The sequence below is a fragment of the Vibrio sp. PNB23_22_6 genome, assembly GCF_052877535.1.
Genome location: NZ_JBNFXP010000021.1, coordinates 1 through 26,280 on the forward strand (window position 1 = coordinate 1; position 26,280 = coordinate 26,280).

22 protein-coding genes and 2 pseudogenes are annotated in these 26,280 nt (G+C 46.0%); 7 read left to right on the forward strand and 17 right to left on the reverse strand.

What is annotated here, in order from left to right; genetic code table 11:
* Positions 1–39: 39 nt before the first annotated feature.
* From ACVA54_RS15255 to ACVA54_RS15265, 3 genes are all read right to left on the reverse strand, one after another.
* On the reverse strand, positions 40–378 hold the full coding sequence (locus ACVA54_RS15255) for a hypothetical protein (protein ID WP_446649724.1): 339 nt from the start codon (positions 376–378) through the stop codon (positions 40–42).
* A 106-nt stretch (positions 379–484) separates the two neighbouring features.
* Complete coding sequence (locus tag ACVA54_RS15260; protein ID WP_446640149.1) at positions 485–1,738, reverse strand: type II toxin-antitoxin system HipA family toxin; 1,254 nt, start codon at positions 1,736–1,738, stop codon at positions 485–487.
* Positions 1,738–2,061, reverse strand: a complete 324-nt coding sequence (locus ACVA54_RS15265) for a helix-turn-helix domain-containing protein (protein WP_446640150.1) — start codon at positions 2,059–2,061, stop codon at positions 1,738–1,740. Before ACVA54_RS15265 ends, ACVA54_RS15260 begins: the two co-directional genes overlap by 1 nt.
* Before the next feature lie 564 nt (positions 2,062–2,625).
* On the opposite strand from ACVA54_RS15265, the gene ACVA54_RS15270 reads away from it, so the two are divergent.
* The 3 genes from ACVA54_RS15270 to ACVA54_RS15280 all read left to right on the forward strand — a co-directional run bounded on the left by ACVA54_RS15270 (position 2,626) and on the right by ACVA54_RS15280 (position 5,079).
* Entirely contained in the window at positions 2,626–2,922 is a 297-nt protein-coding gene (locus tag ACVA54_RS15270) for a hypothetical protein (protein ID WP_119464590.1), read from the forward strand.
* Between the two features lie 13 nt (positions 2,923–2,935).
* The gene (locus ACVA54_RS15275) at positions 2,936–3,535 is read left to right on the forward strand and encodes a DedA family protein (protein ID WP_446581364.1); all 600 of its coding nucleotides are present in this window, start codon (positions 2,936–2,938) and stop codon (positions 3,533–3,535) included.
* A gap of 176 nt (positions 3,536–3,711) precedes the next feature.
* Complete coding sequence (locus tag ACVA54_RS15280; RefSeq protein ID WP_099080595.1) at positions 3,712–5,079, forward strand: Na+/H+ antiporter NhaC family protein; 1,368 nt, start codon at positions 3,712–3,714, stop codon at positions 5,077–5,079.
* Positions 5,080–5,120: 41 nt separating this feature from the next.
* Here ACVA54_RS15280 and ACVA54_RS15285 read toward each other — a convergent pair whose 3' ends face one another.
* The 3 genes from ACVA54_RS15285 to ACVA54_RS15295 form a co-directional block, all read right to left on the reverse strand.
* Positions 5,121–5,966, reverse strand: a complete 846-nt coding sequence (locus ACVA54_RS15285; protein WP_099080596.1) for a 3-keto-5-aminohexanoate cleavage protein — start codon at positions 5,964–5,966, stop codon at positions 5,121–5,123.
* Entirely contained in the window at positions 5,960–7,288 is a 1,329-nt protein-coding gene (locus ACVA54_RS15290) for an aspartate aminotransferase family protein (protein ID WP_446617612.1), read from the reverse strand. Before ACVA54_RS15290 ends, ACVA54_RS15285 begins: the two co-directional genes overlap by 7 nt.
* A 193-nt stretch (positions 7,289–7,481) precedes the next feature.
* Entirely contained in the window at positions 7,482–8,750 is a 1,269-nt protein-coding gene (locus ACVA54_RS15295) for an O-acetylhomoserine aminocarboxypropyltransferase/cysteine synthase family protein (RefSeq protein ID WP_446649725.1), read from the reverse strand.
* Positions 8,751–8,984: 234 nt separating this feature from the next.
* Here ACVA54_RS15295 and ACVA54_RS15300 point away from each other — a divergent pair.
* Positions 8,985–9,298 (forward strand): annotated as a pseudogene (locus ACVA54_RS15300) (amidohydrolase family protein); the annotation flags it as partial.
* A gap of 57 nt (positions 9,299–9,355) precedes the next feature.
* Here ACVA54_RS15300 and ACVA54_RS15305 read toward each other — a convergent pair.
* The gene (locus ACVA54_RS15305) at positions 9,356–10,255 is read right to left on the reverse strand and encodes a LysR substrate-binding domain-containing protein (protein WP_446617614.1); all 900 of its coding nucleotides are present in this window, start codon (positions 10,253–10,255) and stop codon (positions 9,356–9,358) included.
* A 106-nt stretch (positions 10,256–10,361) separates the two neighbouring features.
* Between ACVA54_RS15305 and ACVA54_RS15310 the strand changes: the two genes are divergently transcribed.
* Entirely contained in the window at positions 10,362–11,618 is a 1,257-nt protein-coding gene (locus ACVA54_RS15310; protein WP_446649726.1) for a D-amino acid dehydrogenase, read from the forward strand.
* 304 nt (positions 11,619–11,922) lie between these two features.
* The gene (locus ACVA54_RS15315) at positions 11,923–13,470 is read left to right on the forward strand and encodes an alanine/glycine:cation symporter family protein (protein WP_099080601.1); all 1,548 of its coding nucleotides are present in this window, start codon (positions 11,923–11,925) and stop codon (positions 13,468–13,470) included.
* Between the two features lie 118 nt (positions 13,471–13,588).
* Here the strand turns inward: ACVA54_RS15315 and ACVA54_RS15320 are convergent.
* The 3 genes and pseudogenes from ACVA54_RS15320 to guaB form a co-directional block, all read right to left on the reverse strand.
* Positions 13,589–13,735: pseudogene (locus ACVA54_RS15320) on the reverse strand (acetate uptake transporter); the annotation flags it as partial.
* 253 nt (positions 13,736–13,988) lie between these two features.
* The gene (gene guaA / locus ACVA54_RS15325) at positions 13,989–15,542 is read right to left on the reverse strand and encodes a glutamine-hydrolyzing GMP synthase (protein ID WP_446649727.1); all 1,554 of its coding nucleotides are present in this window, start codon (positions 15,540–15,542) and stop codon (positions 13,989–13,991) included.
* Between the two features lie 225 nt (positions 15,543–15,767).
* Positions 15,768–17,231 carry an IMP dehydrogenase gene (guaB, locus tag ACVA54_RS15330; RefSeq protein WP_446649728.1) on the reverse strand — a complete coding sequence of 488 codons (1,464 nt, stop codon included), beginning with the start codon at positions 17,229–17,231 and terminating at the stop codon, positions 15,768–15,770.
* A 232-nt stretch (positions 17,232–17,463) separates the two neighbouring features.
* On the opposite strand from guaB, the gene xseA reads away from it, so the two are divergent.
* Complete coding sequence (gene xseA, locus ACVA54_RS15335; protein WP_446649729.1) at positions 17,464–18,795, forward strand: exodeoxyribonuclease VII large subunit; 1,332 nt, start codon at positions 17,464–17,466, stop codon at positions 18,793–18,795.
* A 9-nt stretch (positions 18,796–18,804) separates the two neighbouring features.
* Here the strand turns inward: xseA and ACVA54_RS15340 are convergent, their stop codons facing one another.
* The 7 genes from ACVA54_RS15340 to ispG all read right to left on the reverse strand — a co-directional run bounded on the left by ACVA54_RS15340 (position 18,805) and on the right by ispG (position 26,279).
* On the reverse strand, positions 18,805–19,026 hold the full coding sequence (locus ACVA54_RS15340) for a zinc ribbon domain-containing protein (RefSeq protein WP_446599292.1): 222 nt from the start codon (positions 19,024–19,026) through the stop codon (positions 18,805–18,807).
* A 296-nt stretch (positions 19,027–19,322) separates the two neighbouring features.
* On the reverse strand, positions 19,323–20,192 hold the full coding sequence (locus tag ACVA54_RS15345) for an alanyl-tRNA editing protein (protein ID WP_446649730.1): 870 nt from the start codon (positions 20,190–20,192) through the stop codon (positions 19,323–19,325).
* Between the two features lie 81 nt (positions 20,193–20,273).
* Positions 20,274–21,770, reverse strand: a complete 1,497-nt coding sequence (gene der / locus ACVA54_RS15350) for a ribosome biogenesis GTPase Der (RefSeq protein WP_099080606.1) — start codon at positions 21,768–21,770, stop codon at positions 20,274–20,276.
* A 181-nt stretch (positions 21,771–21,951) separates the two neighbouring features.
* Complete coding sequence (bamB, locus tag ACVA54_RS15355; protein ID WP_099080607.1) at positions 21,952–23,112, reverse strand: outer membrane protein assembly factor BamB; 1,161 nt, start codon at positions 23,110–23,112, stop codon at positions 21,952–21,954.
* 12 nt (positions 23,113–23,124) lie between these two features.
* Positions 23,125–23,739 carry a YfgM family protein gene (locus tag ACVA54_RS15360; RefSeq protein WP_119464584.1) on the reverse strand — a complete coding sequence of 205 codons (615 nt, stop codon included), beginning with the start codon at positions 23,737–23,739 and terminating at the stop codon, positions 23,125–23,127.
* 126 nt (positions 23,740–23,865) lie between these two features.
* A complete protein-coding gene (gene hisS / locus ACVA54_RS15365; RefSeq protein WP_099080609.1) occupies positions 23,866–25,134 on the reverse strand; it encodes a histidine--tRNA ligase in 1,269 nt (422 codons plus the stop codon).
* Between the two features lie 26 nt (positions 25,135–25,160).
* Positions 25,161–26,279 (reverse strand): flavodoxin-dependent (E)-4-hydroxy-3-methylbut-2-enyl-diphosphate synthase, encoded by a 1,119-nt coding sequence (ispG, locus tag ACVA54_RS15370; protein ID WP_099080610.1) that lies wholly within the window; start codon positions 26,277–26,279, stop codon positions 25,161–25,163.
* Between the last annotated feature and the right edge of the window lies 1 nt (position 26,280).

Sequence of the window (26,280 nt, forward strand, 5' to 3'; positions counted from 1 at the left end):
ATCAGTTGTCGCCAGTAGAGTATGAAAAGCAATATGAAATCAAGTTAAAGAGTGTCTACTGATTTGGTGGCTATTCACTCTAAGTGACATGGGATAGCCTGACATTTTAGATACGGTGTATGGTTCTTGCAGGTCTTCACCGACAGCCATCCCCTTACAAATAGTTATTTCAGGAGATGCATCTTCTGCGGCATCTTCAAAAACTCTACCTGGTGACATTACAAACACACCCTGAAAACGCACAGACACAGTAAGGTGCCCCTCCAGAGCAAGGTTATAAATGTCCACCTTTGTCACTTCTTCCTCTAGTGAACTACTGAGATGTCGCGCCGCTTCTTCCAGCGTAAAAAATTTCTTTAACTTTAATAACTTACTCATCAAATATTAATCTTTCATTCCAATAAAGCTGAATCAACAGGTGTAATTTCATCATGATGTCAGCACCATGATTAGCAGTTCCGTCAAAGGCTCACAGACCACCTAGTTAAATTGCGAAGTCGTCATGCAATTGCTGCCAATGCTGCTTTAAGGCTTCTTGGTGTTCATCAATCATCGGAAGGTCTTCCAACAAGTGAGGCCACTGCTCTCGAGCTTTGCTCATCACATCCAGTAAATGAGGCTTAATAGCAACCCATGACACCCCCACTTTCTCTGACCACGTTTTAAAGTGCTCCATCGTAATTTCAAACCACTGTTTAGTACCCGACATGTTAAGAGCAAGGCTATCGTGTTCGATATAGGGTGTGGTAAACACCACATCATAAAGCGGAGACAAGCGTGGAGATTGCCTATCGCTATAAATGAGCGTCCAGTTTTTTAAATGAGCATCACCGTTACCGAGCAAGATATTGATAAGCAGCCTTCTTGCCATTTGTTGAATGTCCTTCAACCGCTCTGCACTGGTTCGATACAGCACGTTGCCGAGTTGTTCATAATTGACTCGTTGGTACTTGTCTGCAGGATAGAGGCCAAAGACCTGAGCAAAGTCTTCGGTATGAATACGACCGGAACTACTGCGATCAAACCGTTTAATACCGTAGGCATACTGCTCATCTGGCAACCTAATACTCGGCAAGCCCTCTAGTTCACTAAGCTCAATTAATCGCACTTCAGGAATGTCAGCCCCCGCCGCCGCCGCCAATTTCATGCAGCTATACTCATTAACAGGTACACCTTTGTGGACGGTTGACGGCGTCTTGATAATCCACATGTCTTCAGATATTTCCTGATCAATATGGTAACGACCATCCACATGAGATGACGAGAACTTCATCTGTACGCCAGCTAGAGAGAACTTGGTGTTAGCATGTTTAACATCTATTTGCTGGGGCTCTGTCGACAAACGCTGCTCCAATGCCCAAACGGGTACATCGCCCGCTTTAATCGGCTTGGCAATGACTGCCCCCGGCAAGTTGGAGCCAAGATAGGCAAGAATTGAAAACTCATTGTTGATGTGGCAACGAAGCGCTTTCGCCGTCAGTTCTCTTAATACTCCCTCAGGTAATAGATTGGAAAGGACTGGAGGGATCTTATCGGTTCTAATCTGCGGCTTGTTCAAATAAGTAGGGTCAAGCATCTGCCTCAGAGTAAAAACTGGGCGCAGTTCATCAGGCATTGCGGCAAAGTCAGGGTTGAAGGTCAGTATATTTTTGCCACCAGCATAATGGGCTATCACAGCAACATCGATACCATGAAGCTGAATCTTAAGGCCTTCCACCTTTTCTATCTGCTTACTCATCATTTATCCTCAGAACCAAACCAAAACCCAAGATCATCCTCATCGTCGTGCAGCGACTCACCTTTAGGTTCTTGACTCTGACTTTCAAAAGCACGCTCTGTTGGAACGGTATGCCCTTTGCTTTGCTTCGACGAGATAGAAAGTTCCAAATCAAGTCCTTCCAACACTCTAAGCAAGGTCGATAACTTCACGTCGCTCCCCGCTTCTATGCGCTGATACTGTTGCTGCTTCATGCCGATTCGCATGTACATGTCTTTTTGCTCAATACCGAGTTTTCTGCGCTGCTCAGTGAGCACGGTTGAGATTTCTTCTAAGCTTTTCATTCTTCCCACCAGACAACCAAAGAGTTGTACCAAATGCCAGTAACAACATATTAGTTGTATATAAGTCCGATAACAACTTTTAAGTTGTCAAGGCATCTTTTAACAACCTAAAAGTTGTTTGTGCAATCTTACCGTGAAAGTGAGGGACGCTCAGAAAAACGCTTAAAAATGAGAAAAATCGAGGTAACAAAAACCAATGGGTACACCAGCAGGTACACAACAAAAAATCAAATCGACATTAATTAAACAATAACAATGACATAAAACACAGATTCAACTTACACCAGCAACGTTTGGAAAGGCCGCTAACTCTCGAGTTAGCGGCCTTTTTGTATTTATCCAATCGCTTATTGGGCTGTTTGTACTGAAAAACGGTACTTCACATACGAGCCTACACATTAAAAAAATGTGTTTTTAGCTTTTCTGCCCCCCCCCCCCCCCCAAAAAAAAAAACAGATACCTAGTTTCAGCTCATTGTGAAATAAAAAGATCACTGAAAACGACCAACAAACAAGGAGCTTCCCCTTTATCTCCTGCAAAGTCTGCAAAACTAACGCGTTTGGTATGATGGACACAGCTCCCTATTATCAAGCCCTTTTCCTCAGTTTCATAACGCTCGATAACCATCATAAGTTTAGTTCTCGTACCATTACCGGAATTGCAAATGACGGCTCTGTTAACCTGTCGTCGAAAGAATTACAAGAACGCCGCTGGCTTGAGTCAAAACCAACAGCTATTCTTTCCTTTGAATACTTTATCACCACATTTATCAAGGTAGTGCTAGGTTTTTCCTTAGCTAAACTGCAAGGATTGACCCTCAAAAATAACAGGAGTATCACTCCAATTTCGCTCCATCTTTAACTGGGGAAAGCTTTTGGAACATATTAACGACCTGCTTCTCTCGATGAAACCGGTGCTAGAGCAGTACGGTTACCTCGCACTTATCGTCAGTATCTTTCTTGAGGGGATTGGCATTCCAATGCCTGGTCAATCATTAATGATTGCGGCTTCTATTCTCTCTTCAGAGCACGCCATGAACCTAAGTCTGGTGATGACAATCTCTTGGCTCAGTTGCTTTTTGGGGAATACCTGTGGTTACCTGATCGGTTATTATTTCGAAGGTTGGTTAGATAAAAAAGGCTATATCTCAGGGCCAAAAATGCAAAAGCTTCAATCCGCAATCATACATTACGGTCCCATATGCTTGGTGGTGAGCCGATTTATCGAGGGGATGAAGCAGTTTATGCCGCTCGCTTGTGGTATAGCCAAAATGTCCCGTAAAGAGTTCTTACTCGGTAATGCGCTTGCTAGCACCATTTGGGTTGCCACGTTCAGTTTACTCATTAATGTGGCATTTGAGCACTTGGGTCTGATCACACATTTTTATGCAGAGCACCGATATGTCGTTTGGGTAATTGCAGCACTTCTGTTCTCACTGATGCTTATTGCTGTATTAAAGCGTAAAAAATCTTAACCCGCTTTAACATAACAACAATAATGACGGCCCCTGACTCAAATAAAATGTTTTAGTGGGCCGTTGAACTGATTTTGCCGACCAAAAACACCTAGCCATTTAGACGTCTATACATTGACAAGTAGCTAGTGTCCGATTAGTCTGCTTGCCTTTATTATTGATTATGTTGTCGTTCCATGTCTGGTTCCAAAAATACGAATAAAGCAATTGCACCATCGGCAGTCGCACTTCTACCTTTAGTCGTCTTCCTCGCGCTATTTATCGGGGTAGGCACTTACCTGTCTTTGCAAGGGGTTGACTTCGCGTTTTATCAGTTACCGGCCCCAATAGCAGCCTTACCTGCTATCGTCCTTGCCATCCTGTTAAGCAAAGACAAACTCAATCGCTCAATCGAACATTTTATGCGTGGCGTAGGTAATCAAGACATCATCGCCATGTGTATGATCTACCTGCTTGCTGGCGCTTTTGCCGCAGTGGCAAAAGCCTCTGGCGGTGTGGATGCAACCGTAAACCTTGGCCTGTCTGCAATACCAACTAGCATGATCTTGCCGGGTATATTCCTGATTTCGGCATTCATTGCGACGGCGATGGGTACTTCAATGGGTACAATTGCGGCGGTAGCACCTGTTGCGCTAGGCATCGCACAATCTGCAGGCATGAGTCTTCCTTTAACCGCAGGCGTGGTTCTGAGTGGGGCGATGTTTGGTGATAACCTCTCCATCATCTCTGATACGACGATCGCGGCTACGCGTTCACAAGGCTGTCAAATGAAGGATAAATTTAAAGAGAACATCCGCATTGCTTTACCTGCTGCATTAGGTGCACTAGTGATCTTCGCTTTCAACAGTACAGCAACTCAAGTTCCGGAAACGGGTCCTATTGAGTGGCTAAAAGTACTGCCGTACATAACGATTCTTATCCTAGCGGTATCGGGGATGAACGTATTTGTGGTTCTGACAATTGGTATCGTTCTTGCCGGCGGCGTAAGTTTGTCTTCTATTGATAACTATGGCCTAACCAACTTTGCTCAAGATATTTATTCAGGCTTTGGTAGCATGCAGGAGATCTTTTTACTATCAATGCTGATTGGTGGTTTGAGTGAGCTAATGCGTCGTCAAGGTGGTCTCGCCTTCCTAACGAACTTGGTAAGCAGCATTATCCGCTCATTTGGCTCAAGTCACTCTAAAGAAGCAAACGGCCGCGCAAGTGAACTGGGCATTGCAGGTCTCGTGTCGATGGTAAACACCTGTACGGCAAACAACACGGTCGCCATCATTGTTTCTGGCAGTGTGGCTCGCCAACTGGCAGAAGAGAACAACGTATCACCACGTCGCTCTGCAAGCTTGTTGGATATTTTCTCATGTGTCATTCAAGGTGTTTTGCCTTACGGCGCACAGGTGCTACTGCTAGGCTCAGTATTTAACCTATCTCCGCTTGAAGTCGTCGCAAACTCTTACTACTGTTTTGCGCTTGCAATTGCAGCGATTGTGGCGGTGTTTATCAAGCACCCAGCACGTCAACCAGCACCGCAAATAGAAAATTAATTGCTGAAATTTAAAAGGCTCCGATTGGAGCCTTTCTTCGTTTAGGGCGCTTCAATCGCTTCCCAAAGCGCGCTCGCATCACACAACGGAATATTGAGCATTTCACTGATCGTCCTCAATCTCTGCACTTGAGCAGCATTGTTCTTTGCTACCTCACCATTTGCACTTAAATGATTGTTCTCAAATCCAATTCTGACATCCAAGCCAAGCAGCATCGCACTGGTTAAGCAATCCTGCTCTTTTGCGCCAAACGCACACACCGCGCAACGTATTTTCTCTTCAACAAAGCGTTCCAACTTTAACGATCGTAAATCCCAAGGCGAGGACTGCTGCGCTTTGTGATATCGACCCAATACAACGAGTCCATGTTGATGGTATTTGGGTAGTACACCTTTTTCACGCAGTAGGAAGAAACGCTCGATATCGGCCTGATCATAAAGAATGATTTGGCTCAATATTCCTTGCTCTGCCACCCAATGAAAGAACTCAGCGCCTTGTGATTCGCTGTCTGTTTCGGGGATAAGCTCCCGCAAAGCAAAAGATGCCGCCTCTGGCTTTACAACCTTAATGAGTGCCATTTGCTGTTGTGCCGTATACATCCCCACCGCTTCAGTAGTAAGTTGCACCAGCATCTTATCTCCTACCGACTTTTTTACTGTGTGATATATGTTGAGGTTATCTTCAATTTCAAGAGTGTGATTCCCCTTAGAATCCCTAGCATGCAAATGGATCATGGCAGCCCCTGCGGATAGGCATTCGAGTGCCTCTGTCACCATTTCTTCAATGGTCATTGGCAAGTGGGGATGGTCTTGCTTGGTTTTCCTAGCGCCATTCGGGGCGACAATTATCGCGATACGCTCTCGATCGAATTTGCGCTCCATTACCATTCTCTCGAAACCTCCTTAAGGGTGCGAGCAAGCTTTGTGACTAACTCATCAATGTGATTAGGTTGGATGATAAAAGGAGGAGCAAGCAAAACATGATGCCCGTTCACGCCATCAATCGTGCCTGCCATGGGGTAACACATTAAGCCGTTTTCCATCGCCTGCTGTTTCAGTTTTTTGTCTGCCAATGTTGATACCTTCAGCGGTGCTTTGCTCTCTTTGTCCGCCACCAGCTCAATGCCAATAAATAATCCTTTACCGCGAATGTCACCGACGAACGGCAAACCCGTTAATGCGTATTCAAGATCTTGACGTAACCTCGCACCTTGTTGACGCACGGCCTGAAGCAACGCTTGCTGCTCAATGGTTTCGATGGTCGCAACGGCCGCGGCACAAGCAACCGGGTGAGCCATAAATGTGTGACCATGTTGAAAGAAGCCACTTCCCGATTCTATCGCTTGGTACACCTTGTCATTCGCAACGACTGCGCCTATCGGTTGATAGCCCGCCCCCAACCCTTTCGCCATGCAAACTAAATCAGGTTCCGCTTCCTCTTGTTCAAAAGCAAAAAAATGCCCGCTTCGCCCGACGCCGCACATCACTTCATCCATGATCAGTAGCACATCGTATTTGTCGCAAATTTCTCGAATACGTCGGAAATAGCCTTGAGTAGCCGGCACTGCCCCAGCTGTCGCTCCTACGATCGGCTCTACAACAAATGCCATCACATTCTCAGCGCCTAGCTCTAAGATTTTCGCTTCTAACTCATTGGCTGCGCGCAGTGAATATTCCCATTCCGATTCACTACTTTGTTGATGACGATAAGCATAACAAGGTGCAATGTGGTGGCTCGGTTGTAAGATGTTTTTGAATGGTTCACGCCGCCATTTATTGCCACCCACCGCCAAGGCACCTAGGGTATTGCCGTGGTAACTTTGCTGGCGTGCAATAAACTGGCTTTTTTCTGACAGACCTCGCTCGACAAAGTACTGACGTGCCATCTTCAACGCGGATTCCACCGCTTCTGAGCCCCCACTGACCAAATAAACATGATTGAATTGGTCTGACATTCGCCTGCATATCAGTTCGGCCAGTCGCTCACTATTCTCACAGGTAAAAAATCCCGTATGAGCAAAAGGCACACGCTCAATTTGAGCCAACATCGCTTGCTTAACCGCCTGATGACTGTGACCAAGGTTTGATACCGCGGCTCCACCGCAAGCATCCAAATAGGCTCTTCCTTGCTTATCAAACAGGTAAACGCCTTCCCCACGATCGATGATTGGCAACTGTGCGTGGCAATGACGATGAAACACATACGACATGCGCACTCCTCCCTCCTGACTATTTTGTAAGCATAGTCAGGAAGACGGTAGTTTTTCATAAGATATGATCAGCAAATCATCAAACGCATTTGGAACATGGCAACCCCAAAAGCAATAAACAAAGTAAGTCAAGACCATACAGACGCAATTGCAATTAGCCTATGGGTGACCAAAAGCGAATTTGTCTTTGATATTAAGCGCTCAGCGCCTGTTCTAAGTCGGCTAAAATATCGTCGATATGCTCGATCCCTACCGACAAGCGAATCATCTCTGGTGAGACCCCTGCTTGTTTCTGTTCGGCTTCATTTAACTGACGATGAGTCGTGGAGGCAGGATGGCAAGCCAACGACTTCGCATCTCCAATATTGACTAAGCGCTTAAAGATCTTCAGTGCATCATAAAAACGCACGCATGCTTCATAGCCATCTTTCAAGCCAAACGAGAGAATCGCCGAGGGTTTGCCTTGCATGTATTTTTCTGCGAGAGGGTAATGCTCAGAGGTAGGTAAACCAGCATAGCTCACCCAACTTACTTTTTCATGCTGGCTCAAATACTGGGCAACTTTTAGTGCGTTTTCTGTGTGACGCTCCATACGGAGTGATAGGGTTTCTAGCCCTTGCATCAACATAAATGCATTCATTGGCGATAATGCTGAACCAGTATTGCGTAGTGGTACCGTTCTCGCGCGACCAATAAACGCCGCGTCACCAAATGCTTCGGTATAGATCACACCGTGGTATGAAGGCTCAGGTTGGTTAAATACCGGGAAGCGAGTTTTATGCTCTGACCATGGGAATTTACCCGAATCAATGATGATGCCCCCCAATGTGGTGCCATGACCACCGACATACTTAGTCAGTGAATGAACGACGATATCTGCACCAAACTCGATCGGTTTACACAACACTGGCGTCGCCACGGTATTATCAACTATCACAGGGACACCTTGCGCATGTGCAAGTTCCGCTACACGCTCTAAATCGATAATATTTCCTGCTGGATTACCGATACTTTCGCAGTATACCGCTTTGGTATTCTCATCGATAAGCTCAGCCAAGCTCTCCGGCTTATCGTCCTTCGCGAAGCGCACTTCAATGCCTTGGTTTGGCAACATATGAGCAAATAAAGTGTAGGTACCACCGTACAACTGAGGGGTAGACACAATGTTGTCGCCCACTTGAGCTAACGTTAAAATCGCATAGTTAATCGCAGCACTGCCCGCACTCACGACCAAACCCGCTATACCGCCTTCTAACGCTGCCATGCGCTTTTCCAATACATCATTGGTCGGGTTCATGATACGAGTGTAGATATTACCTGGCACTTCCAAGTTAAAAAGATCAGCACCATGCTGAGCATTATCAAACTCATAAGCAACCGTCTGATAAATTGGGGTGGCGACAGATTTCGTCGTGGGATCCGTTTCGTAACCAAAATGAATTGAGAGTGTTTCGTCTTTCATGTGTCTTCCCTGAACAAACTTAAGTGAATGGTTATCCTTTATATTGCCGATTTTTTCAGCAAAGAAAATTGCTACCGGTCACAGTCCGTTTGGGTTCAAAAAGAGAACATAGGGGGGTAATCCGATTTTGAGTACTAAAAGCGAGATTTTCACCCAGCGTTAACTGAAACTTTTCACCAATGTAGATGATAACTTGCCAATATGAGCTAAATTAAGACTTATCAACCCCTTAATAGAGCATATCAATACGTAGAGGCCGCATTCAAAAATGACTGGCAAGTGCTCACCCATTCAAATGGCGATGCTGCGATTGGGCAATTTATTGATGCCGTAGAAAATGCGAATAAGAGACTCGGTAAAAGAGACCGGCGCCCTGTCTTAATTCAGGCCAAACTATTTGCCAAGATCAAATCGATCGTTTCGCTGAACTCGGTATCTTTCCTTCACTGTTCCCAATACACACATTCTATTGGGGAGATTGGCACGCCGATTATGTGCTTGGACACCCTCGCACAGACTTTATCTCACTAACCAAAGCGGTGCGTGAAACCGTTTATCAGCGCTAAACTCATCTCTGCCCAAAACCGTCTCAGCTGAGGCGGTTTTTATTTAGGTACGATTTGCTGCACTAACCAGCGTCTAAAACGTTCCGTAGGCTCACTTTCTGTGTTGATGATCAGATAGTAACCAGCGTTAGCTTCGATAGGTTTAAAAGGCGAAACTAAACGGCCAGTTTCTAGCTCATCTTCCACCAGCGCCATTCGTGCCATGGCGATCCCAACCCCTGCCTCAGCCGCCGACATCGCCATATCGGTTCGATTAAAAAAGTGCCCTACGTCGGTTTTAATATCCAGTCCCATCACGGATGCCCAATACAGCCATTCATAATCTCGCGCCGCTTTATCCCACGGCATAGCATCATGTAAGAGCGTGATTTCCTGCCACCGTTCCACCTTCACTTTGGACGCATTTAGCCAGCCATGATCTTCAAGGTATTTGGGGCTCATAACAGGCAGAAGCTGTTCGTCGAGGATCAACTCCGCACTCTTATCTCGGTATGGATGAAGACCGTAATCTATCGCCACATCGTAGTCTTTCTGAGCACTGTTCACGAGCGCCCATTCCGCAAAGATTTGTATCTGCAAATCGGGGTTTTCAAGGTGGAAGCTTTCTAGCCTCGGCACGAGCCATTTAAAGGCGAAGGATGGCGTCAACTTAAGACGAATTTCGTTGTTGAGCGTTTCAGTTTGCAACTCTTCCAACGTATTCTTCAGTTCAGAAAAGTGAAATTGTGCCGTTTGAAATAGCAGCCCTCCCTTTGTTGTGAGCGTAATACCACGTGAGTGGCGTTCAAACAAAGTAAAACCAAGCAACTCTTCTAACTGAATGATTTGTTGGCTTATCGCACCAGTGGTTAAGTGCAATGCCTTGGCTGCACGGGTAAAACTGCTATGTTCCGCCACTTGGCTAAACAGCCATAATCCGCTTACAACACTGCTTTTCATCTTTTAGCCTATAGTTTTTCTAAACGCTGGCTGTAATTTATATCGATTGTTAATAAAAGGTAAAGAAGACAAACTGCGCCACATCGAAAATGTGTGGAGCATATCAATGGAAGTCATCGTATTGGGTAGTGGTGTTATCGGTTTGACTTCGGCTTGGTATTTAACTCAAGTCGGCTATCAAGTCACCGTGATCGACCGCCAACCTGATAGCGCGATGGAAACCAGTTTCGCCAACGCCGGGCAAATATCTTACGGTTACTCCTCGCCTTGGGCTGCGCCGGGTATTCCACTCAAAGCGATCAAGTGGCTAACGGAAGAGCACGCGCCACTAAAAATTAAGCCATCGCTAAGTCCTGAGCTTATTCGTTGGGCAACTCAAATGGTGTCCAACTGCACCCTGTCTCGTTATCAAACCAACAAAGCGCGTATGTTATCGATCGCCAATCATAGCCGCGTTTGTTTGGAGCAACTGCGTCGCGAGCACGCTATCGAATATCAAGGTCGTCAGCTCGGGACTCTGCAAGTTTTTCGCTCTCAGCAACAACTCGACGGCATAGACAAAGACCTTAAATTACTTGAACAAAGTGGTACTCACTTTCAATTGATGAATGTCGAAGAGTGCATCCAACAAGAGCCGGGCTTAGCGTTGGTGAAAGAAAAACTGGTTGGCGGATTGTCTCTACCAAACGACGAAACGGGTGACTGCTTCCTGTTCTGCCAGCAGCTGACAGCGCTCGCAAAAGCTCACGGGGTAGGGTTTGAGTTCAATACCGAGGTAAGTAATTGGGTTACTGTAGGCAAAAAGATCATGGGTGTCCAAACGAACCGTGGTTTGTTTAAAGCTGACCAATTTGTTCTCGCTTCAGGTAGCTATTCAACCGCTCTTCTCAAGCAGCTTGATATTCATATCCCTGTCTACCCAGTAAAGGGCTATTCCTTAACGGTGCCGATTGAAAGCCCGCAATTTTCACCTCGCTCTACCGTGATGGATGAAACCTACAAAGTCGCGATGACGCGTTTTGATGATCGCATTCGCGTCGCTGGAACCGCCGAACTTGCCGGCTTTGATCCATCCTTGCCACAGAAGAGAAAGAACACCATTGAGATGGTCATTCGAGACCTATTCCCGCAAAGTGGTGATTTCACCCAAGCAGAGTTTTGGACCGGTTTTCGTCCAATGACGCCAGATGGGACACCTATCATTGGCTCAACGCCATACTGCAATTTATTCACTAACACTGGGCATGGCACCTTAGGATGGACCATGGCTTGTGGTTCGGGCCAGATACTTGCCGACATCATGATTGGGGCGAAAGCCAAGATAGCGAATCATGCAGAATTGAATTTGAGCCGCTATGCCTAAACGCTCAATGCTTAGAATAAAGTTTATTACTCCATCAGTTTCATTGTAAGCCAAACATACAACTTTCAATTGCCACTATACTCCTTCATCATGAAGCTCTGAATATTCAGTCAACAGTCGGCCATATCAATGAGAAAACTCTCAAATACGTACCAATAACCCGATTTTAATGATACTTTTCCATTCTGTGTCCACCATCACGCTACCAAGAATTCCCAGTCAAAAAAATTAACATTTGATTTACAGAAAGGGTATTGTTGCGTGCGCAAAACAACCACAAACACAACAAACAGGGAAAATACTCATGCAGTCATTAGTTGATTTTCTGAATGGAATTATCTGGAGCCCGGTACTGATCTATCTGTGTCTTGGCGCTGGTTTGTTCTACTCGATCATGACACGTTTTGTGCAAATTCGTCACTTCTTCGAAATGTGGCGCTTACTGCTTTCAGGCAAAAGCTCAGAAAAAGGGATTTCATCATTTCAGGCACTTGCTGTCTCACTATCTGGCCGTGTAGGTACAGGTAATATCGCTGGTGTTGCTGCGGCTATCGGTTTTGGTGGTCCAGGTGCAGTATTCTGGATGTGGGTCGTTGCCTTCTTTGGCGCTGCAACCGCATACGCTGAATCGACACTGGCACAAATCTATAAAGAAGAAGATGAAGGCGAGTTCCGTGGCGGCCCGGCTTACTACATCGAGAAAGCGATGGGTCAGAAGTGGTACGCGTGGATCTTCGCGATCGCAACCATCTTTGCATGTGGTGTTCTACTTCCAGGTGTTCAGTCGAACAGTATTGGTAATGCAGTAGAAGCCGCTTTCGGCTCAGGTGACATGATTGAAACCGCTATTGGTACCTTCAGTTTCGCTAAAATTTTCACTGGTACGTTTGTTTGTGTCATTCTTGCCTTCATCATCTTTGGTGGCGTAAAACGAATTGCAAACTTTACACAAGTTGTCGTTCCTTTCATGGCGCTGGCTTACATCATCACAGCGTTTATTATCATTCTTCTCAACATCAGTGAGGTGCCACGAATCTTCGCTATGATTCTGGGTGATGCGTTTACTCCAATGGCGGGTATTGGTGCTGCTATCGGTTGGGGTGTGAAACGAGGAGTTTACTCAAACGAAGCAGGCCAAGGTACTGGCCCTCATGCAGCAGCGGCTGCAAATGTTGATCACCCCGCTCAACAAGGTCTCGTGCAGTCATTCTCTATCTACATTGATACACTGCTAGTATGTTCAGCGACGGCATTCATGATTCTTATCACTGGCGCATACAACGTACAGGGCGCGGTAGAAGGTGCGTTTCTGGTACAAAACCTTCCAGCGGATATCGGTGCGAATGGTCCTGTATTTACGCAGATGGCGATTGAAAGCGCCCTACCAGGCGTTGGTAAGCCATTCATCGCGATTGCCCTATTCTTCTTCGCTTTCACTACGATTCTGGCGTACTACTACATTGCAGAAACGAACATTGCTTACATCCGTCGTACGTTCAAAGTGAACGGTCTGATGTTCTTCCTGAAGATCACTCTTATCACGGCCGTATTCTACGGTACCGTTAAGACGGCAAACCTTGCTTGGGCAATGGGTGATGTAGGTGTAGGCTTAATGGCATGGTTGAACATCATCGGCATCTTGATCATCTTCTTTATGTCGAAGCCTGCGCTAAAAGCATTGGCAGATTACGAAGAGCAACAAAAACGCGGTGTGACAGAGTACACTTTCAACCCTGTCGCACTCGGCATTAAGGGTGCCGATTACTGGGAAGAGAAGTACAAACGTAGGACAGGCAAAGCGCCAACCGCAACGAGCGATATAACAGAAACGGTAGAACAACCATCTACCTAATGCTTCAGCTTACATCCTCCCCCAATGAGTGGGCGGGTAAATAAGAAAAAACAGTGGTCCGGAAAGCGGAGTTTAAAAGGGTTAGCAAATCGCTAACCCTTTTCTTTTGTATTGAATGCTAGATTAATGACGCGGCGGCTTGCTCAGCAGCAACGATTGGCTTAATGCGTTTTTCACCAACGGGTAGAACCACGCGACCAAATTCGTTATTTAAAACTTGAGCCATTGCAAAGTAGATTGCACTTACGCCACAGAAGATACCTTCTCTCCGTATTTAACAATACAATCCACAAGGAATAACTAGACACATAGCGGATCATGAAGAAAAACACCGAGTGAAGTACATTCATTCTGCGACGCAAATTTTATAAATAAATACTATTACACATCCATTCACATCAAATATGTTATATCGACTCAAAACTTGCTTGCATGATATGTACACTTAATCCCCTATCACAGAGCACAAAAAAAACCAGCCCGAAGGCTGGTTTCGAATTGGTTGATCTATCAGGAAATTATTCCCACTCGATCGTCGCTGGCGGCTTACCAGAGATGTCGTAAACCACGCGAGAAATACCATCAACTTCATTGATAATACGGTTAGAAACCTTACCTAAGAAGTCGTATGGCAGGTGTGCCCAATGCGCTGTCATAAAGTCGATCGTTTCTACCGCACGCAGTGATACAACCCAATCATATTTACGACCGTCACCCATTACACCTACAGAACGAACGGGTAAGAACACGGTAAATGCTTGTGATACTTTGTTGTAAAGATCCGCAGCGTGAAGCTCTTCAATGAAGATAGCGTCTGCACGACGTAGCAAGTCACAGTACTCTTTCTTGATTTCGCCAAGAACACGAACACCTAAACCAGGACCCGGGAATGGGTGGCGGTAAAGCATGTTGTAAGGTAAACCTAGTTCTAGGCCGATCTTACGAACCTCATCTTTAAACAACTCACGTAGAGGCTCAACTAAACCCATTTCCATATCATCTGGCAAACCGCCAACGTTATGGTGAGATTTGATCACGTGCGCTTTACCAGTCTTAGAGGCCGCCGATTCGATTACGTCTGGGTAAATCGTACCTTGAGCTAGCCATTTCGCGTTTTTCAGTTTCTTAGACTCTTCATCGAATACGTCTACGAATACGTGACCGATTGTCTTACGCTTCTCTTCTGGATCAGATTTGCCTTCAAGTGCGTTTAGGAAACGATCTTCAGCGTCAACTTTGATGATGTTTAGGCCAAATTTATCGCCAAACATGTCCATGACTTGCTGGCCTTCGTTTAGACGAAGTAGACCGTTATCTACGAATACACACGTCAGTTTGTCGCCGATTGCGCGGTGAACCAACATTGCTACTACCGAGGAATCAACACCACCAGACAAGCCTAGGATAACTTCGTCATCACCCACTTGCTCTTTAATGCGAGCGACTGCATCTTCGATGATAGATTCAGAAGTCCATAGACGCTCACAACCGCATACGCCAAGAACGAAGTTCTCTAGCATTTGTAGACCGCCTTTCGTGTGCGTTACTTCTGGGTGGAACTGAACGCCGTAGTATTTCTTCTCTTCGTTGGCCATTGCTGCGTAAGGACAAGTGTCTGTCTCACCCACTTTGACGAAGTCAACTGGAATTTCTACCACTTTATCGCCGTGGCTCATCCATACATCTTGCGTTGCTTCAAGATCTTTGAAGATTGCAGATTCACCAGAAACTTTAACTTGTGCGTAGCCGAATTCACGCTCGGTAGAGCCTGCTACTCGACCACCTAGCTGTTCAGCCATAGTTTGCATGCCGTAACATACACCTAGAACTGGCACACCAGAGTCAAATACGTATTGAGGAGCGCGTGGAGAGTTCTCTTCCGTTACGCTTTCTGGGCCACCAGATAGGATGATACCATCTGGATTGAATTCACGAATATCCGCTTCTTCAACATCCCAACTCCACAGTTCACAGTAAACACCGATTTCACGTACACGTCGCGCTACGAGCTGAGTGTACTGAGAACCGAAGTCCAAGATCAGAATACGTTGGTCATGAATATTTTTAGTCATTTTGGGCAGTCTTATAAGCTAGGTTATTAAAACGGAGGCGAGTTTACTCGCCTCTTATTAATGCTTCAAGGAAAAAGGCAAACGTTTCCGTCAAATGTATAGGTTTTATTTTTACGTCGGTATTTCGCTTAGGAGCCATTGCCGAATTAACGGAGAAAGCGCGCGGTTTATAGCCGTAAATAAGTACTTTCGATGCTGCTGTTAAACGAAATTCCCAGTAAAAAATTAACCGCGACGGTAGTTTGGTGCTTCCTTAGTAATTTGAACGTCGTGTACGTGTGATTCAGCCATGCCCGCACCTGAGATACGAACAAATTCAGCTTTAGTACGCATATCTTCAATCGTTGCAGAGCCAGTAAGACCCATGCTTGAACGTAGACCACCCATTTGTTGGTGTACGATTTCTTTTAGACGACCTTTGTATGCGATACGACCTTCGATGCCTTCTGGTACTAGCTTGTCTGCTGCGTTGTCAGACTGGAAGTAACGGTCAGATGAACCTTGAGACATAGCGCCAAGAGAGCCCATGCCACGGTAAGCTTTGTATGAACGGCCGTTGTATAGGATAACTTCGCCAGGGGCTTCTTCAGTACCCGCAAACATCGAACCAACCATTACACAAGATGCACCTGCTACGATAGCTTTACAGATGTCGCCAGAGAAACGGATACCGCCGTCAGCAATAACAGGAATGCCGTATTGGTTTGCGACTTCAGCAGCGTCTGCGATTGCTGTTACTTGAGGAACACCAACGCCTGTAACGATACGAGTTGTACAGATAGAGCCAGGGCCGATGCCGACTTTTACTGCGCTTACGCCAGCTTCAATCAGTGCTAGTGCACCTGCACCCGTTGCTACATTGCCACCGATAATATCGAGATCTGGGTATGCAGTGCGAGTTTCACGGATACGATTTAGCACGCCTTCAGAGTGACCGTGTGAGGAATCGATAAGAAGAACGTCAACGCCCGCTTCAACCAATGCAGCAACACGCTCTTCGTTACCAGCACCAGCACCAACAGCGGCGCCAACACGTAGACGACCACGGCCATCTTTACAAGCGTTTGGTTTACGTTCTGCTTTATGGAAGTCTTTGGCAGTGATCATACCAGTTAGTTGGAACTCGTCGTTCACTACCAGTACTTTTTCAACACGTGCTTCATGCATTTTCTCTTGCACTTCTTCACGAGTTGCCCCTTCTTTGACTGCTGCTAGGCTTTCTTTTGGCGTCATTACGGAAGAAACTTTCTTAGAAAGATCAGTAACAAAACGAACATCACGACCAGTGATAATGCCTACAAGCTCATTGCTCTCTGTCACAACAGGGAAGCCAGCAAATCCGTGTTTTTCAGTTAGTGCGACCACATCTGCAATCGTTGCATCTGGATTAACCGTTACTGGATCAGTAACCACACCTGCTTCAAACTTCTTAACTTTACGAACTTCAGCAGCTTGCTGCTCAATAGACATGTTTTTGTGGATAAAGCCAATGCCACCCTCTTGCGCTAGCGCAATAGCTAGACGAGCTTCAGTAACAGTGTCCATAGACGCTGAAATCATTGGGATGTTTAGGGTGATGTTCTTAGTCAACTGAGTGCGAAGATCAGCTGTGTTTGGGAGAACGGTGGAGTGAGCTGGCACGAGTAGTACATCATCGAATGTCAGCGCTTCTTTGGCAATTCTTAGCATTTGCAATATCTCACAAGTAGAGGAGTAAAAAGAACAATCCAATCTCATCGTTTCGCATAATGAGGGTAACCCGTTTTAGGTAGTTGGCTACATTTGGATTAGATATTGCGAAGGGATTATACGTCCAACGCAATCGCTTGACTACAAATTTTTTAATTTTTTTCTTGCATTTACCCCCTTGCTATGTATTATATTGCCGCTAACTTCCATATTCACGTCTACGGAATTAGCTGTGTCCTCCCAGACCAATCAAAACATCTTCACGGTTTCTCGTCTCAATGCCGAAGTGCGTCTGCTGCTCGAAAACGAAATGGGGATCGTTTGGCTTGTCGGAGAGATATCTAACTTCTCAGCTCCCGTCTCTGGTCACTGGTATCTCACTCTTAAAGATTCTCGCGCTCAAGTAAAATGTGCCATGTTCCGTGGTAACAATCGTCGCGTCACTTTCAAACCTGCTAACGGCAATCAAGTGCTAGTCAAAGCGCGCCTGTCTTTGTACGAGCCGCGTGGTGACTACCAATTGGTCATCGAAAGCATGCAGCCAGAAGGTGATGGTCGCCTGCAACAAGAGTTCGAAGCGCTTAAGATGAAATTGGCGGCGGAAGGTTTGTTTGCGCAAACCAATAAGCACCCATTACCAGAGCATCCCAAACGTGTTGGTGTGATCACCTCGAAAACTGGTGCCGCACTGTACGACATCTTAGACGTATTAAAACGCCGTGACCCTTCCCTACCTGTTGTGATTTATCCAACCATGGTGCAAGGTGAAGAAGCCGCGATTCAAATTGCTCAAGCAATTGGTCGTGCCAACAGCCGTGATGAGTGTGATGTGCTGATTGTTGGTCGTGGCGGCGGCTCGTTAGAAGATCTATGGTGTTTTAACAACGAGATCCTTGCTCGTACCATTGCAGCAAGCCAGATCCCGATCATCAGTGCTGTTGGTCACGAAGTGGATGTGACGATCGCAGACTTTGTCGCTGATATGCGCGCACCAACCCCATCAGCTGCTGCTGAATTGGTAAGCCGCGACAACAGCCATAAAGATCAAGCTTTGGTGACTCGCCAGCATAAGCTCACGAGTGCGATACGTTATTACTTAGCGCAGCAAAAACAACAATCAACGCAATTGATGCACCGCCTTGAGCACCAACATCCAAGCTACCAGCTACAGCGCCAGTCTCAACAACTGGATGACTTGGATATACGCTTGCAGCGTGCAATGCAGCGATTTATTGCTTCTCATCAGCAAGCGGTAGAACGTAAACAGTATCGCCTACAACTGAACTCTCCTATTAAGCGCCTTGCTGTGCAAAAATCCAAACTTGACCGAGTGGAGCAAAAGCTCATGGACGCGATGGATCGTAAACTGCTGACCATGCGCCATAAACTGGCTATTGCAGCGGAAAAACTAGATACCGTCAGCCCACTAGCAACGCTAAAACGAGGTTATTCGATCACTCAAACCGAACAAGGTCAGGTGATTACTCAAGCCTCAGATGCAAAAACGGGCGACATACTGGTCACCCGTTTGGCTAATGGTGAACTTCGCTCGACCGTAAACTAGCGCTTTGCCCTAAATTTTCTGAAACTCAAATCGAACGCGAGATTTTGATTTAAGTTCATTGCAGCTATTGCAAAAATAATTAGCAGCACCACATGCTTGTAGCTTCTCTAGTTCCGCTTCGCAATCGGGACAAAACCCGATCTTTTTGAAATCAGACTTACACTGGTTACAATGGTACTGGCCTGTCCATTCCAATTCTACGTCACAATTTGGGCAGATATTTGCCTGCATGCTTTTCTCCGTCCTTCTTTTCAACGACTTTTAGTATTGATGACTTTAGCTTCAATGACCTTGATCCCGATCACACTCAATACTTAGTAAATCATAAACAAGCCTAAAGATCATACTCTGATCTTCTTATATTAACCTTTTGATCAGCGATCACCCCTAAAAAGAATATTTATATGACCACATACCGAAAGCATAAGTTACATATTCTGCATTTCAATTTAAATTAGAATTAAACCCTGAAAGATGCATGATAAAAATAATAAATTAGAATTTAATAAAACGATCAATTAATGGCGTTAACGAGTAACATTGGTGTGCATTTCAATTATTTGAGCATCGATTTCCAGTAGCTGTACCTGAATAGATCCAAACTCACTCAAACGGCTTGCATGCGTGCCGCCACAAGGGATCACTGCCATTTTCCCTTCCCCTAAATCACACATCCAGTAACGTGAATCAGTTAGATGTTCTCCATGGCAGTCCATCGTGATCACAACGTCTCGTTTCAGCCAATCAGCCAACAGAACATTCACCTGTTGCTCGATAATTTTGAGATCAGACAGCATATCTGCGCTGTTTAGGCCTCTTTTACGGAGTGTTTTGCCTAAGCGATAGGTATCCAGGCATTTATCCGGTGTGATAAAACTGGTTTCTTGGGCATAACTGTTAAAGTCGTAGTTCCCATGTGCGTCTTTGCGATCTGCATCTTTACGCCAATACCTTTCTGACAGCACTTTGTTGAGCGCAAGGAATGCAAGGTGACCAGCACTATGACCGCGGCTAAGTGAAAGCTGATATTCTTTGTCTACTTCTAATAAGATTGACTCTCCAACCTTAATAGCTTCTGTGGGTGACAATACATGCACGACAACAAATACCCAGCCCTCTGCATCGCGTTTTACAGGGATTGCCGTTCCAACATATAGTTCTCCAGTCGAAAGTTCTATCGCACCCACTTGGCAGTCGATAACTTCAAACGTTGCTCCACTGGCTTTCAAACGCCCTTTATCGGCTGGATGATCAGGCCAAATGTGACTGACAGGGTGAAACGGTGTCATATCTGTTACCAGATACGTGGCTTCAGTGTTATGTTGAACGAGCTGTATTTGTGCTTCCAACTGCCATGTTTGATGACAGAAACGTGTTTTCGTTGCTGTGATTCTCATGTTTGCCATTACTTCTAATAAAAAGCTTCATATAAAAAAATACCCAAGCCGAAACTTGGGTATTCAAAAAGATCATGTCGATTATTTATTACGGTTTTTAACCATAGACATCATACGTTTGCGCTTACGCTCTTGAGACAAGGTCAGCTTATTTCCCTGGTTCTCGAATGGGTTCTCACTGTTCTGGAAATTAATGCGAATTGGCGTACCCATAATCTCCAGAGACTTGCGGAAGTAGTTCATCAAGTAACGTTTGTACGAATCTGGCAACTCACGAACCATGTTACCGTGAATCACCACGATAGGTGGGTTGTAACCACCCGCGTGCGCGTATTTCAGCTTGATGCGGCGGCCACGAACCATTGGTGGTTGGTGATCATCTGTCGCCATCTTCATAATACGGGTCAACACAGAAGTACCGACACGCGTCGTTGCTGACTTGTATGCTTCTTGGATAGATTCAAACAAGTGGCCAACGCCAGTACCGTGTAGCGCTGAGATAAAGTGAATACGAGCGAAGTCGACAAAACCTAAACGACGATCGAGTTCTTTTTTCACTCTCTCTTTAACATCGTTATCCAGACCATCCCATTTATTGACTGCTAAGACGATCGAGCGACCGGCATTAAGTGCAAAGCCCAGTAGGCTCAAGTCTTGATCTGAGATATTTTCTCGTGCATCAATTACCAGCAGAACCACGTTAGCGTCTTCTACTGCTTTCAATGTTTTCACCACAGAGAACTTCTCAACCGTTTCATTGATACGACCACGACGGCGTACACCAGCCGTATCAATGAGAACGTATTCACGACCATCACGTTCCATAGGAATGTAGATCGAGTCACGAGTCGTTCCAGGCATGTCGTATACCACAACACGCTCTTCACCCAGAATACGGTTAGTCAGCGTTGATTTACCAACGTTCGGACGACCAATGATCGCCAACTTAATCGGCTGATCTTGCAGACGTTGTAGTTCCGCTTCCGCTTCTTCTTCGGTGATCTCTTCAGGTTCAAAGTCAGCGTCTTCAAACTCGGTCAGATCTTCAATCTCACCATCTTGCGCTTCACTTGCTAGCAGATCATCAAAGAATGGCGCAAGCGCACGTTCTAGAAGTGCGGTAACACCACGACCGTGTGCTGCGGCGATTTGGTACATGTCATCCACACCAAGTTGCCAGAAATCAGCGCATGCAGCATCTGCATCGATACCGTCAATTTTGTTAACAACCAGCATGGCTGGTTTTTCAATTTTACGCAGGTGCGAAGCGATAGCCTCATCTGCTGGTGTTAGACCTGCACGGCCATCAACAAGGAATAGCACAACGTCAGCTTCATCAATTGCAGCCAATGACTGCTGTGCCATTTTGGTCTCTACACCTTCTTCCGTGCCATCAATACCACCGGTATCAATCACGATGAACTCATGTTCTTCGTCAAGGCGCGCTTGGCCATACTTACGGTCTCGCGTTAGGCCTGGGAAGTCCGCAACCAACGCGTCACGAGTACGAGTCAGTCGGTTAAATAGCGTAGACTTACCTACGTTAGGACGCCCTACAAGAGCAACAACAGGTACCATAATAACCTCTACAATAATCTTTCTTCTGTAGTTATAGGTAACGACTAGTCTAATGCCAAATCAAACCAGCTTTTTACCTATAACCACGTCAGGGTTAACTGTTAATAAATAAAAATTCCAAACAACAAAACGGCTCCTAACTGTTACCAGCCAGGAGCCGAATGTGAATTATATCACGATATTATTCGTTAATGGTCAGTTTCTTTACATCGCCGTTGCGAGTTGTAATCACATAACCATCGGACAACAAGGTTGGACCAACAGCAAAACCACTGTCATCCACATACTGTTGAGCAACGAACTCGCCCGTTGAACGATCCATCCAGTGTAAGTAACCTAATGTGTCACCAACAACCAGATAGTTATCTACGAGTACCGGCGCAGTCAATTGGCGATGTTCCAACTTGCTGTTTTCCCATAGCTCAGTACCACTACGTGCGTCTACCGCCACCACATGATCTTTTTCAGTGATCACGAACACACGACTGCCATCCGTCGCCATATCATTTGCTGATGAGTAGTTGCGCTTCCAAATTGGATTTGCCGAACGCAAATCAATCGCGATGAGCTGACCGTTGTAGCCTATAGTGAAAAGAGTGCCACCAAGTACGATAGGTGAAGCGTCTACGTCAACTAGACGATCAATCTCGGTTGCACCTTTTGGTGTGCCAACGGGTTGTTGCCAAATTAATTGACCGCGCTCAACGATTGCTGCCGCTAATCGACCGTTTGCCGTTCCCCAGAATACCCCACCACCAATCGCCGTTGGTGTACTATCACCACGCAAAGTTAGGTTTGGTACCTCTGTACTTAGAGCCCAGCGCTGTTCACCCGTACTCTCATCCAAAGCAACCAATGTGCCTCGACTCGTATTTACGATGATCAAGCCTGAGTCTGCTACAGGCTTCGCTAGTACCTCACCACCAACTTCAATACGCCAAATCACCTCTCCGGTTTCTTGGTCAAGTGCAATCACTTCACCATTTTCAGAGCCGATGTACAGGTGTTCGTAAGCCGCAGTGATCCCACCAGAAAGACGGGCCATCACATCTTCTTCTAAGTCGATTTGCCACTTCTGTTTACCATTTTTTGGATCCAGAGCTTTCACTAGACCATCACGGCTGGCAACAAACAGAGTGCCATTATCGAACACAGGTGACAGCTTTGAAAAGTAATGACCAACGCCATCACCAATCGAAGTGCTCCATTCACTGTTTGGCGTGAACTGGCTGTCAACCTGAGGTAATGGAGCCATAACAATGGTATCTTCTTCACTAGCACAACCAGCTAGGATTCCCACTGTTAACGCCCCTAACAAGGCTTTCTTAAAGACTCTCTTCATCCAATACGGTCCTTATTTGGCCAAGTCATCCAATTTCATTTGTAGCGTTGGGCTTGCATCAGCGGCTTGTTGAGCTTCTGTGTACGCGGTGTAAGCCGCCTCTTTGTCACCTTGACGAAGCGCGATGTCACCACGAAGCTCTGCAATACGACCCGTCCATGCTGCGTCAGTCACTTTGCCCAATTCAGCGTTTGCGGCGTCAAAGTTACCCATCTCAGCTTCAATGCGCGCGATACGGTAGCTGATAAGTGGGGATAGCGCTGCATCTTTAGTATTGCTTTGTGCCCACTTCAATTGCTCTAGTGCTGCAGAAAGTTCGTTTGCATCCACTTGCACTTTAGCCAATTGAAGGGCCGCCAGCACTGAGTACTCTTTCACTTTATTTGAGTCGATGAAAGCTTGAATGTCAGTTTGAGCATCAGTGCCCTTTGCTTGTAGCGCATTCATCGCTGTCGTGTAGCTTTGAGAAGCGGCTTCACTCGCCTGAACTACAGAATCTTGGTAGTAACGCCAACCAAATAGACCACCTAAACCAACAACTGCACCGATGATGACGGCTTTGCCGTTTTCCTTCCACCAGTCTTTAATGGCTTCAACTTGTTGCTCTTCAGTATCGTAAAGTTCCACTTCCTGTCCTCTTAAAACATGTAAATGGCAGCAAGGGCTGCCATTGTTTCTATTTCGTCGAAAGGCTCCTATCTTGGGAGCCTTATCATTGCGAATTAGATTTTAATCTTTAGCTTATTAAAAGACTTAAATCAGTGCTGCGATCTTCTCAGCAACTTCTGCTTGGTTGTAAGTTTCTTGCTCACCGCCCGCTAAGTCTTTAAGTACAACGGTATTATCCGCCACTTCGTTTTCGCCCAGTACCAATGCTACAACAGCACCAACTTTATCTGCACGTTTAAACTGTTTCTTGAAGTTACCACCACCGAAATGATTCATCACGCGAACACCTGGGATAGCTTCACGAAGCTGCTCTGCTAGCTTCATACCCGCCATCATCGTGCCTTCACCCGCGGTAACGACGTAAACATCAACGCTGCGACGTACATCTGTCAATTCTAGGGTTTCTAACATGAGTACTAGACGCTCTAGACCCATAGCAAAACCAACTGATGGTGTCGGTTTGCCGCCAAGTTGTTCAACAAGACCGTCATAACGACCGCCGCCACATACTGTGCCCTGGGAACCTAGGCTTTCAGTAATCCACTCAAATACGGTACGGTTGTAGTAATCCAGACCGCGAACCAGACGCTCGTTTACTGAGTATTCGATACCAGCAGCATCAAGAAGTTCACACAGACCTGCAAAATGTTGTTTAGATTCATCATCTAAGTAGCCAGAAAGACGAGGTGCATCACCTAAAATCGCTTGAACGTCAGGGTTCTTAGTATCTAGAACACGTAGCGGGTTGGTATGCAAACGACGCTTACAATCTTCATCTAGAACATCCATATGCTGCTCTAGGAATGCGATCAGTGCCGTGCGGTAATTAGCACGCGCTTCAAGAGAGCCGATTGAGTTCAACTCTAAACGCACGTGTTTGTCGATGCCTAGCTCACGCCATAGACGCGCCGTCATCATAATCAGTTCTGCGTCAACATCGGGACCATTTAGGCCAAATACTTCCACACCACACTGGTGGAACTGACGGTAGCGACCTTTTTGTGGGCGCTCGTGACGGAACATAGGACCCATGTACCATAGACGCTGTTCTTGGTTGTACAGCAGACCGTTTTCGATACCAGCACGAACACAGCCGGCGGTACCTTCAGGACGAAGTGTTAGGCTATCGCCGTTACGATCTTCGAACGTGTACATTTCTTTCTCAACCACGTCGGTGACCTCACCGATTGCACGGCTGAATAGATGCGTCATCTCAACGATTGGCATGCGCACTTCGTTGTAACCGTATGCGCTAACTACATTTTTCACTGTGTTTTCAAGTTTCTGCCACAGCGGAGATTGAGTTGGGAGGCAGTCGTTCATGCCTCGGATTGCTTGGATTGGTTTTGCCACAATACTTACCGTAATACTCGTTGAGATTAATCTTGAACTTTAACTTCGATGCGATTTTCTTCGTCCATTACAGACGCTTTCGCACGGATTTTAGCTTCCAGCTGATTAACAAGGTCATCATTGTCGAAGCGTTCTTTCTGGCGCTTGCCATCTTCATAGAACGCACTCTTCTTGTTACTTCCTGCTAGACCTAAATGTGAAACCTCAGCTTCACCAGGGCCATTTACCACACAGCCGATAATCGATACATCCATTGGTGTGATGATATCTTCTAAACGCTCTTCTAGTGCGTTCACCGTTCCAATAACGTCGAACTCCTGACGTGAACAGCTCGGACAAGCAATAAAGTTAATGCCACGAGAGCGTATACGCAATGATTTAAGGATATCAAAACCAACTTTGATCTCTTCTACAGGGTCTGCAGCCAAAGAGATGCGCAGAGTATCACCAATGCCCTCTGCCAACAGCATGCCAAGACCAACTGAAGATTTGACCGCCCCTGCTCGCGCACCACCAGCTTCAGTAATGCCGAGATGAAGCGGTTGATCAATTTTCTTCGCCAATAAACGGTATGAGTCTACGGCAAGGAAAACATCAGACGCCTTCACACTCACTTTGAATTGATCAAAGTTAAGGCGATCGAGATGATCGACATGACGCATCGCTGATTCTACCAAGGCTTCAGGCGTTGGCTCACCGTACTTAAGTTGCAGGTCTTTTTCTAAAGAACCACCGTTAACACCAATACGGATTGGGATATTTTTGTCACGGGCACAATCCACAACGGAGCGAATACGCTCTTCGCTGCCGATGTTGCCAGGGTTGATACGCAAACAGTCAACACCGTATTCCGCCACTTTTAGTGCGATACGGTAGTCAAAGTGAATGTCGGCAACCAATGGAACAGAGACTTGCTGCTTTATTAATTTAAAGGCTTCCGCGGCATCCATGGTAGGGACAGAAACACGGACAATGTCTGCGCCCACTTTTTCTAATGCTCGGATTTGAGCGACTGTGGCTTGTACATCAGTCGTGCGAGTGTTGGTCATTGACTGTACGGCAATCGGTGCACCATCACCAATTGGCACATCACCCACATAAATACGCGTCGATTTACGACGAACAATTGGAGATTCGTATTGCATA

What these genes read in the sequence shown, in the direction of transcription:
- ACVA54_RS15255 (WP_446649724.1), bottom strand. Translation starts at nt 378, where the DNA reads ATGAGTAAGTTATTAAAGTTAAAGAAATTTTTTACGCTGGAAGAAGCG.
- ACVA54_RS15260 (WP_446640149.1), bottom strand. Translation starts at nt 1,738, where the DNA reads ATGAGTAAGCAGATAGAAAAGGTGGAAGGCCTTAAGATTCAGCTTCAT.
- ACVA54_RS15265 (WP_446640150.1), bottom strand. Translation starts at nt 2,061, where the DNA reads ATGAAAAGCTTAGAAGAAATCTCAACCGTGCTCACTGAGCAGCGCAGA.
- ACVA54_RS15270 (WP_119464590.1), top strand. Translation starts at nt 2,626, where the DNA reads ATGATGGACACAGCTCCCTATTATCAAGCCCTTTTCCTCAGTTTCATA.
- ACVA54_RS15280 (WP_099080595.1), top strand. Translation starts at nt 3,712, where the DNA reads ATGTCTGGTTCCAAAAATACGAATAAAGCAATTGCACCATCGGCAGTC.
- ACVA54_RS15285 (WP_099080596.1), bottom strand. Translation starts at nt 5,966, where the DNA reads ATGGTAATGGAGCGCAAATTCGATCGAGAGCGTATCGCGATAATTGTC.
- ACVA54_RS15290 (WP_446617612.1), bottom strand. Translation starts at nt 7,288, where the DNA reads ATGTCGTATGTGTTTCATCGTCATTGCCACGCACAGTTGCCAATCATC.
- ACVA54_RS15295 (WP_446649725.1), bottom strand. Translation starts at nt 8,750, where the DNA reads ATGAAAGACGAAACACTCTCAATTCATTTTGGTTACGAAACGGATCCC.
- ACVA54_RS15305 (WP_446617614.1), bottom strand. Translation starts at nt 10,255, where the DNA reads ATGAAAAGCAGTGTTGTAAGCGGATTATGGCTGTTTAGCCAAGTGGCG.
- ACVA54_RS15310 (WP_446649726.1), top strand. Translation starts at nt 10,362, where the DNA reads ATGGAAGTCATCGTATTGGGTAGTGGTGTTATCGGTTTGACTTCGGCT.
- ACVA54_RS15315 (WP_099080601.1), top strand. Translation starts at nt 11,923, where the DNA reads ATGCAGTCATTAGTTGATTTTCTGAATGGAATTATCTGGAGCCCGGTA.
- guaA (WP_446649727.1), bottom strand. Translation starts at nt 15,542, where the DNA reads ATGACTAAAAATATTCATGACCAACGTATTCTGATCTTGGACTTCGGT.
- guaB (WP_446649728.1), bottom strand. Translation starts at nt 17,231, where the DNA reads ATGCTAAGAATTGCCAAAGAAGCGCTGACATTCGATGATGTACTACTC.
- ACVA54_RS15340 (WP_446599292.1), bottom strand. Translation starts at nt 19,026, where the DNA reads ATGCAGGCAAATATCTGCCCAAATTGTGACGTAGAATTGGAATGGACA.
- ACVA54_RS15345 (WP_446649730.1), bottom strand. Translation starts at nt 20,192, where the DNA reads ATGAGAATCACAGCAACGAAAACACGTTTCTGTCATCAAACATGGCAG.
- der (WP_099080606.1), bottom strand. Translation starts at nt 21,770, where the DNA reads ATGGTACCTGTTGTTGCTCTTGTAGGGCGTCCTAACGTAGGTAAGTCT.
- bamB (WP_099080607.1), bottom strand. Translation starts at nt 23,112, where the DNA reads ATGAAGAGAGTCTTTAAGAAAGCCTTGTTAGGGGCGTTAACAGTGGGA.
- ispG (WP_099080610.1), bottom strand. Translation starts at nt 26,279, where the DNA reads ATGCAATACGAATCTCCAATTGTTCGTCGTAAATCGACGCGTATTTAT.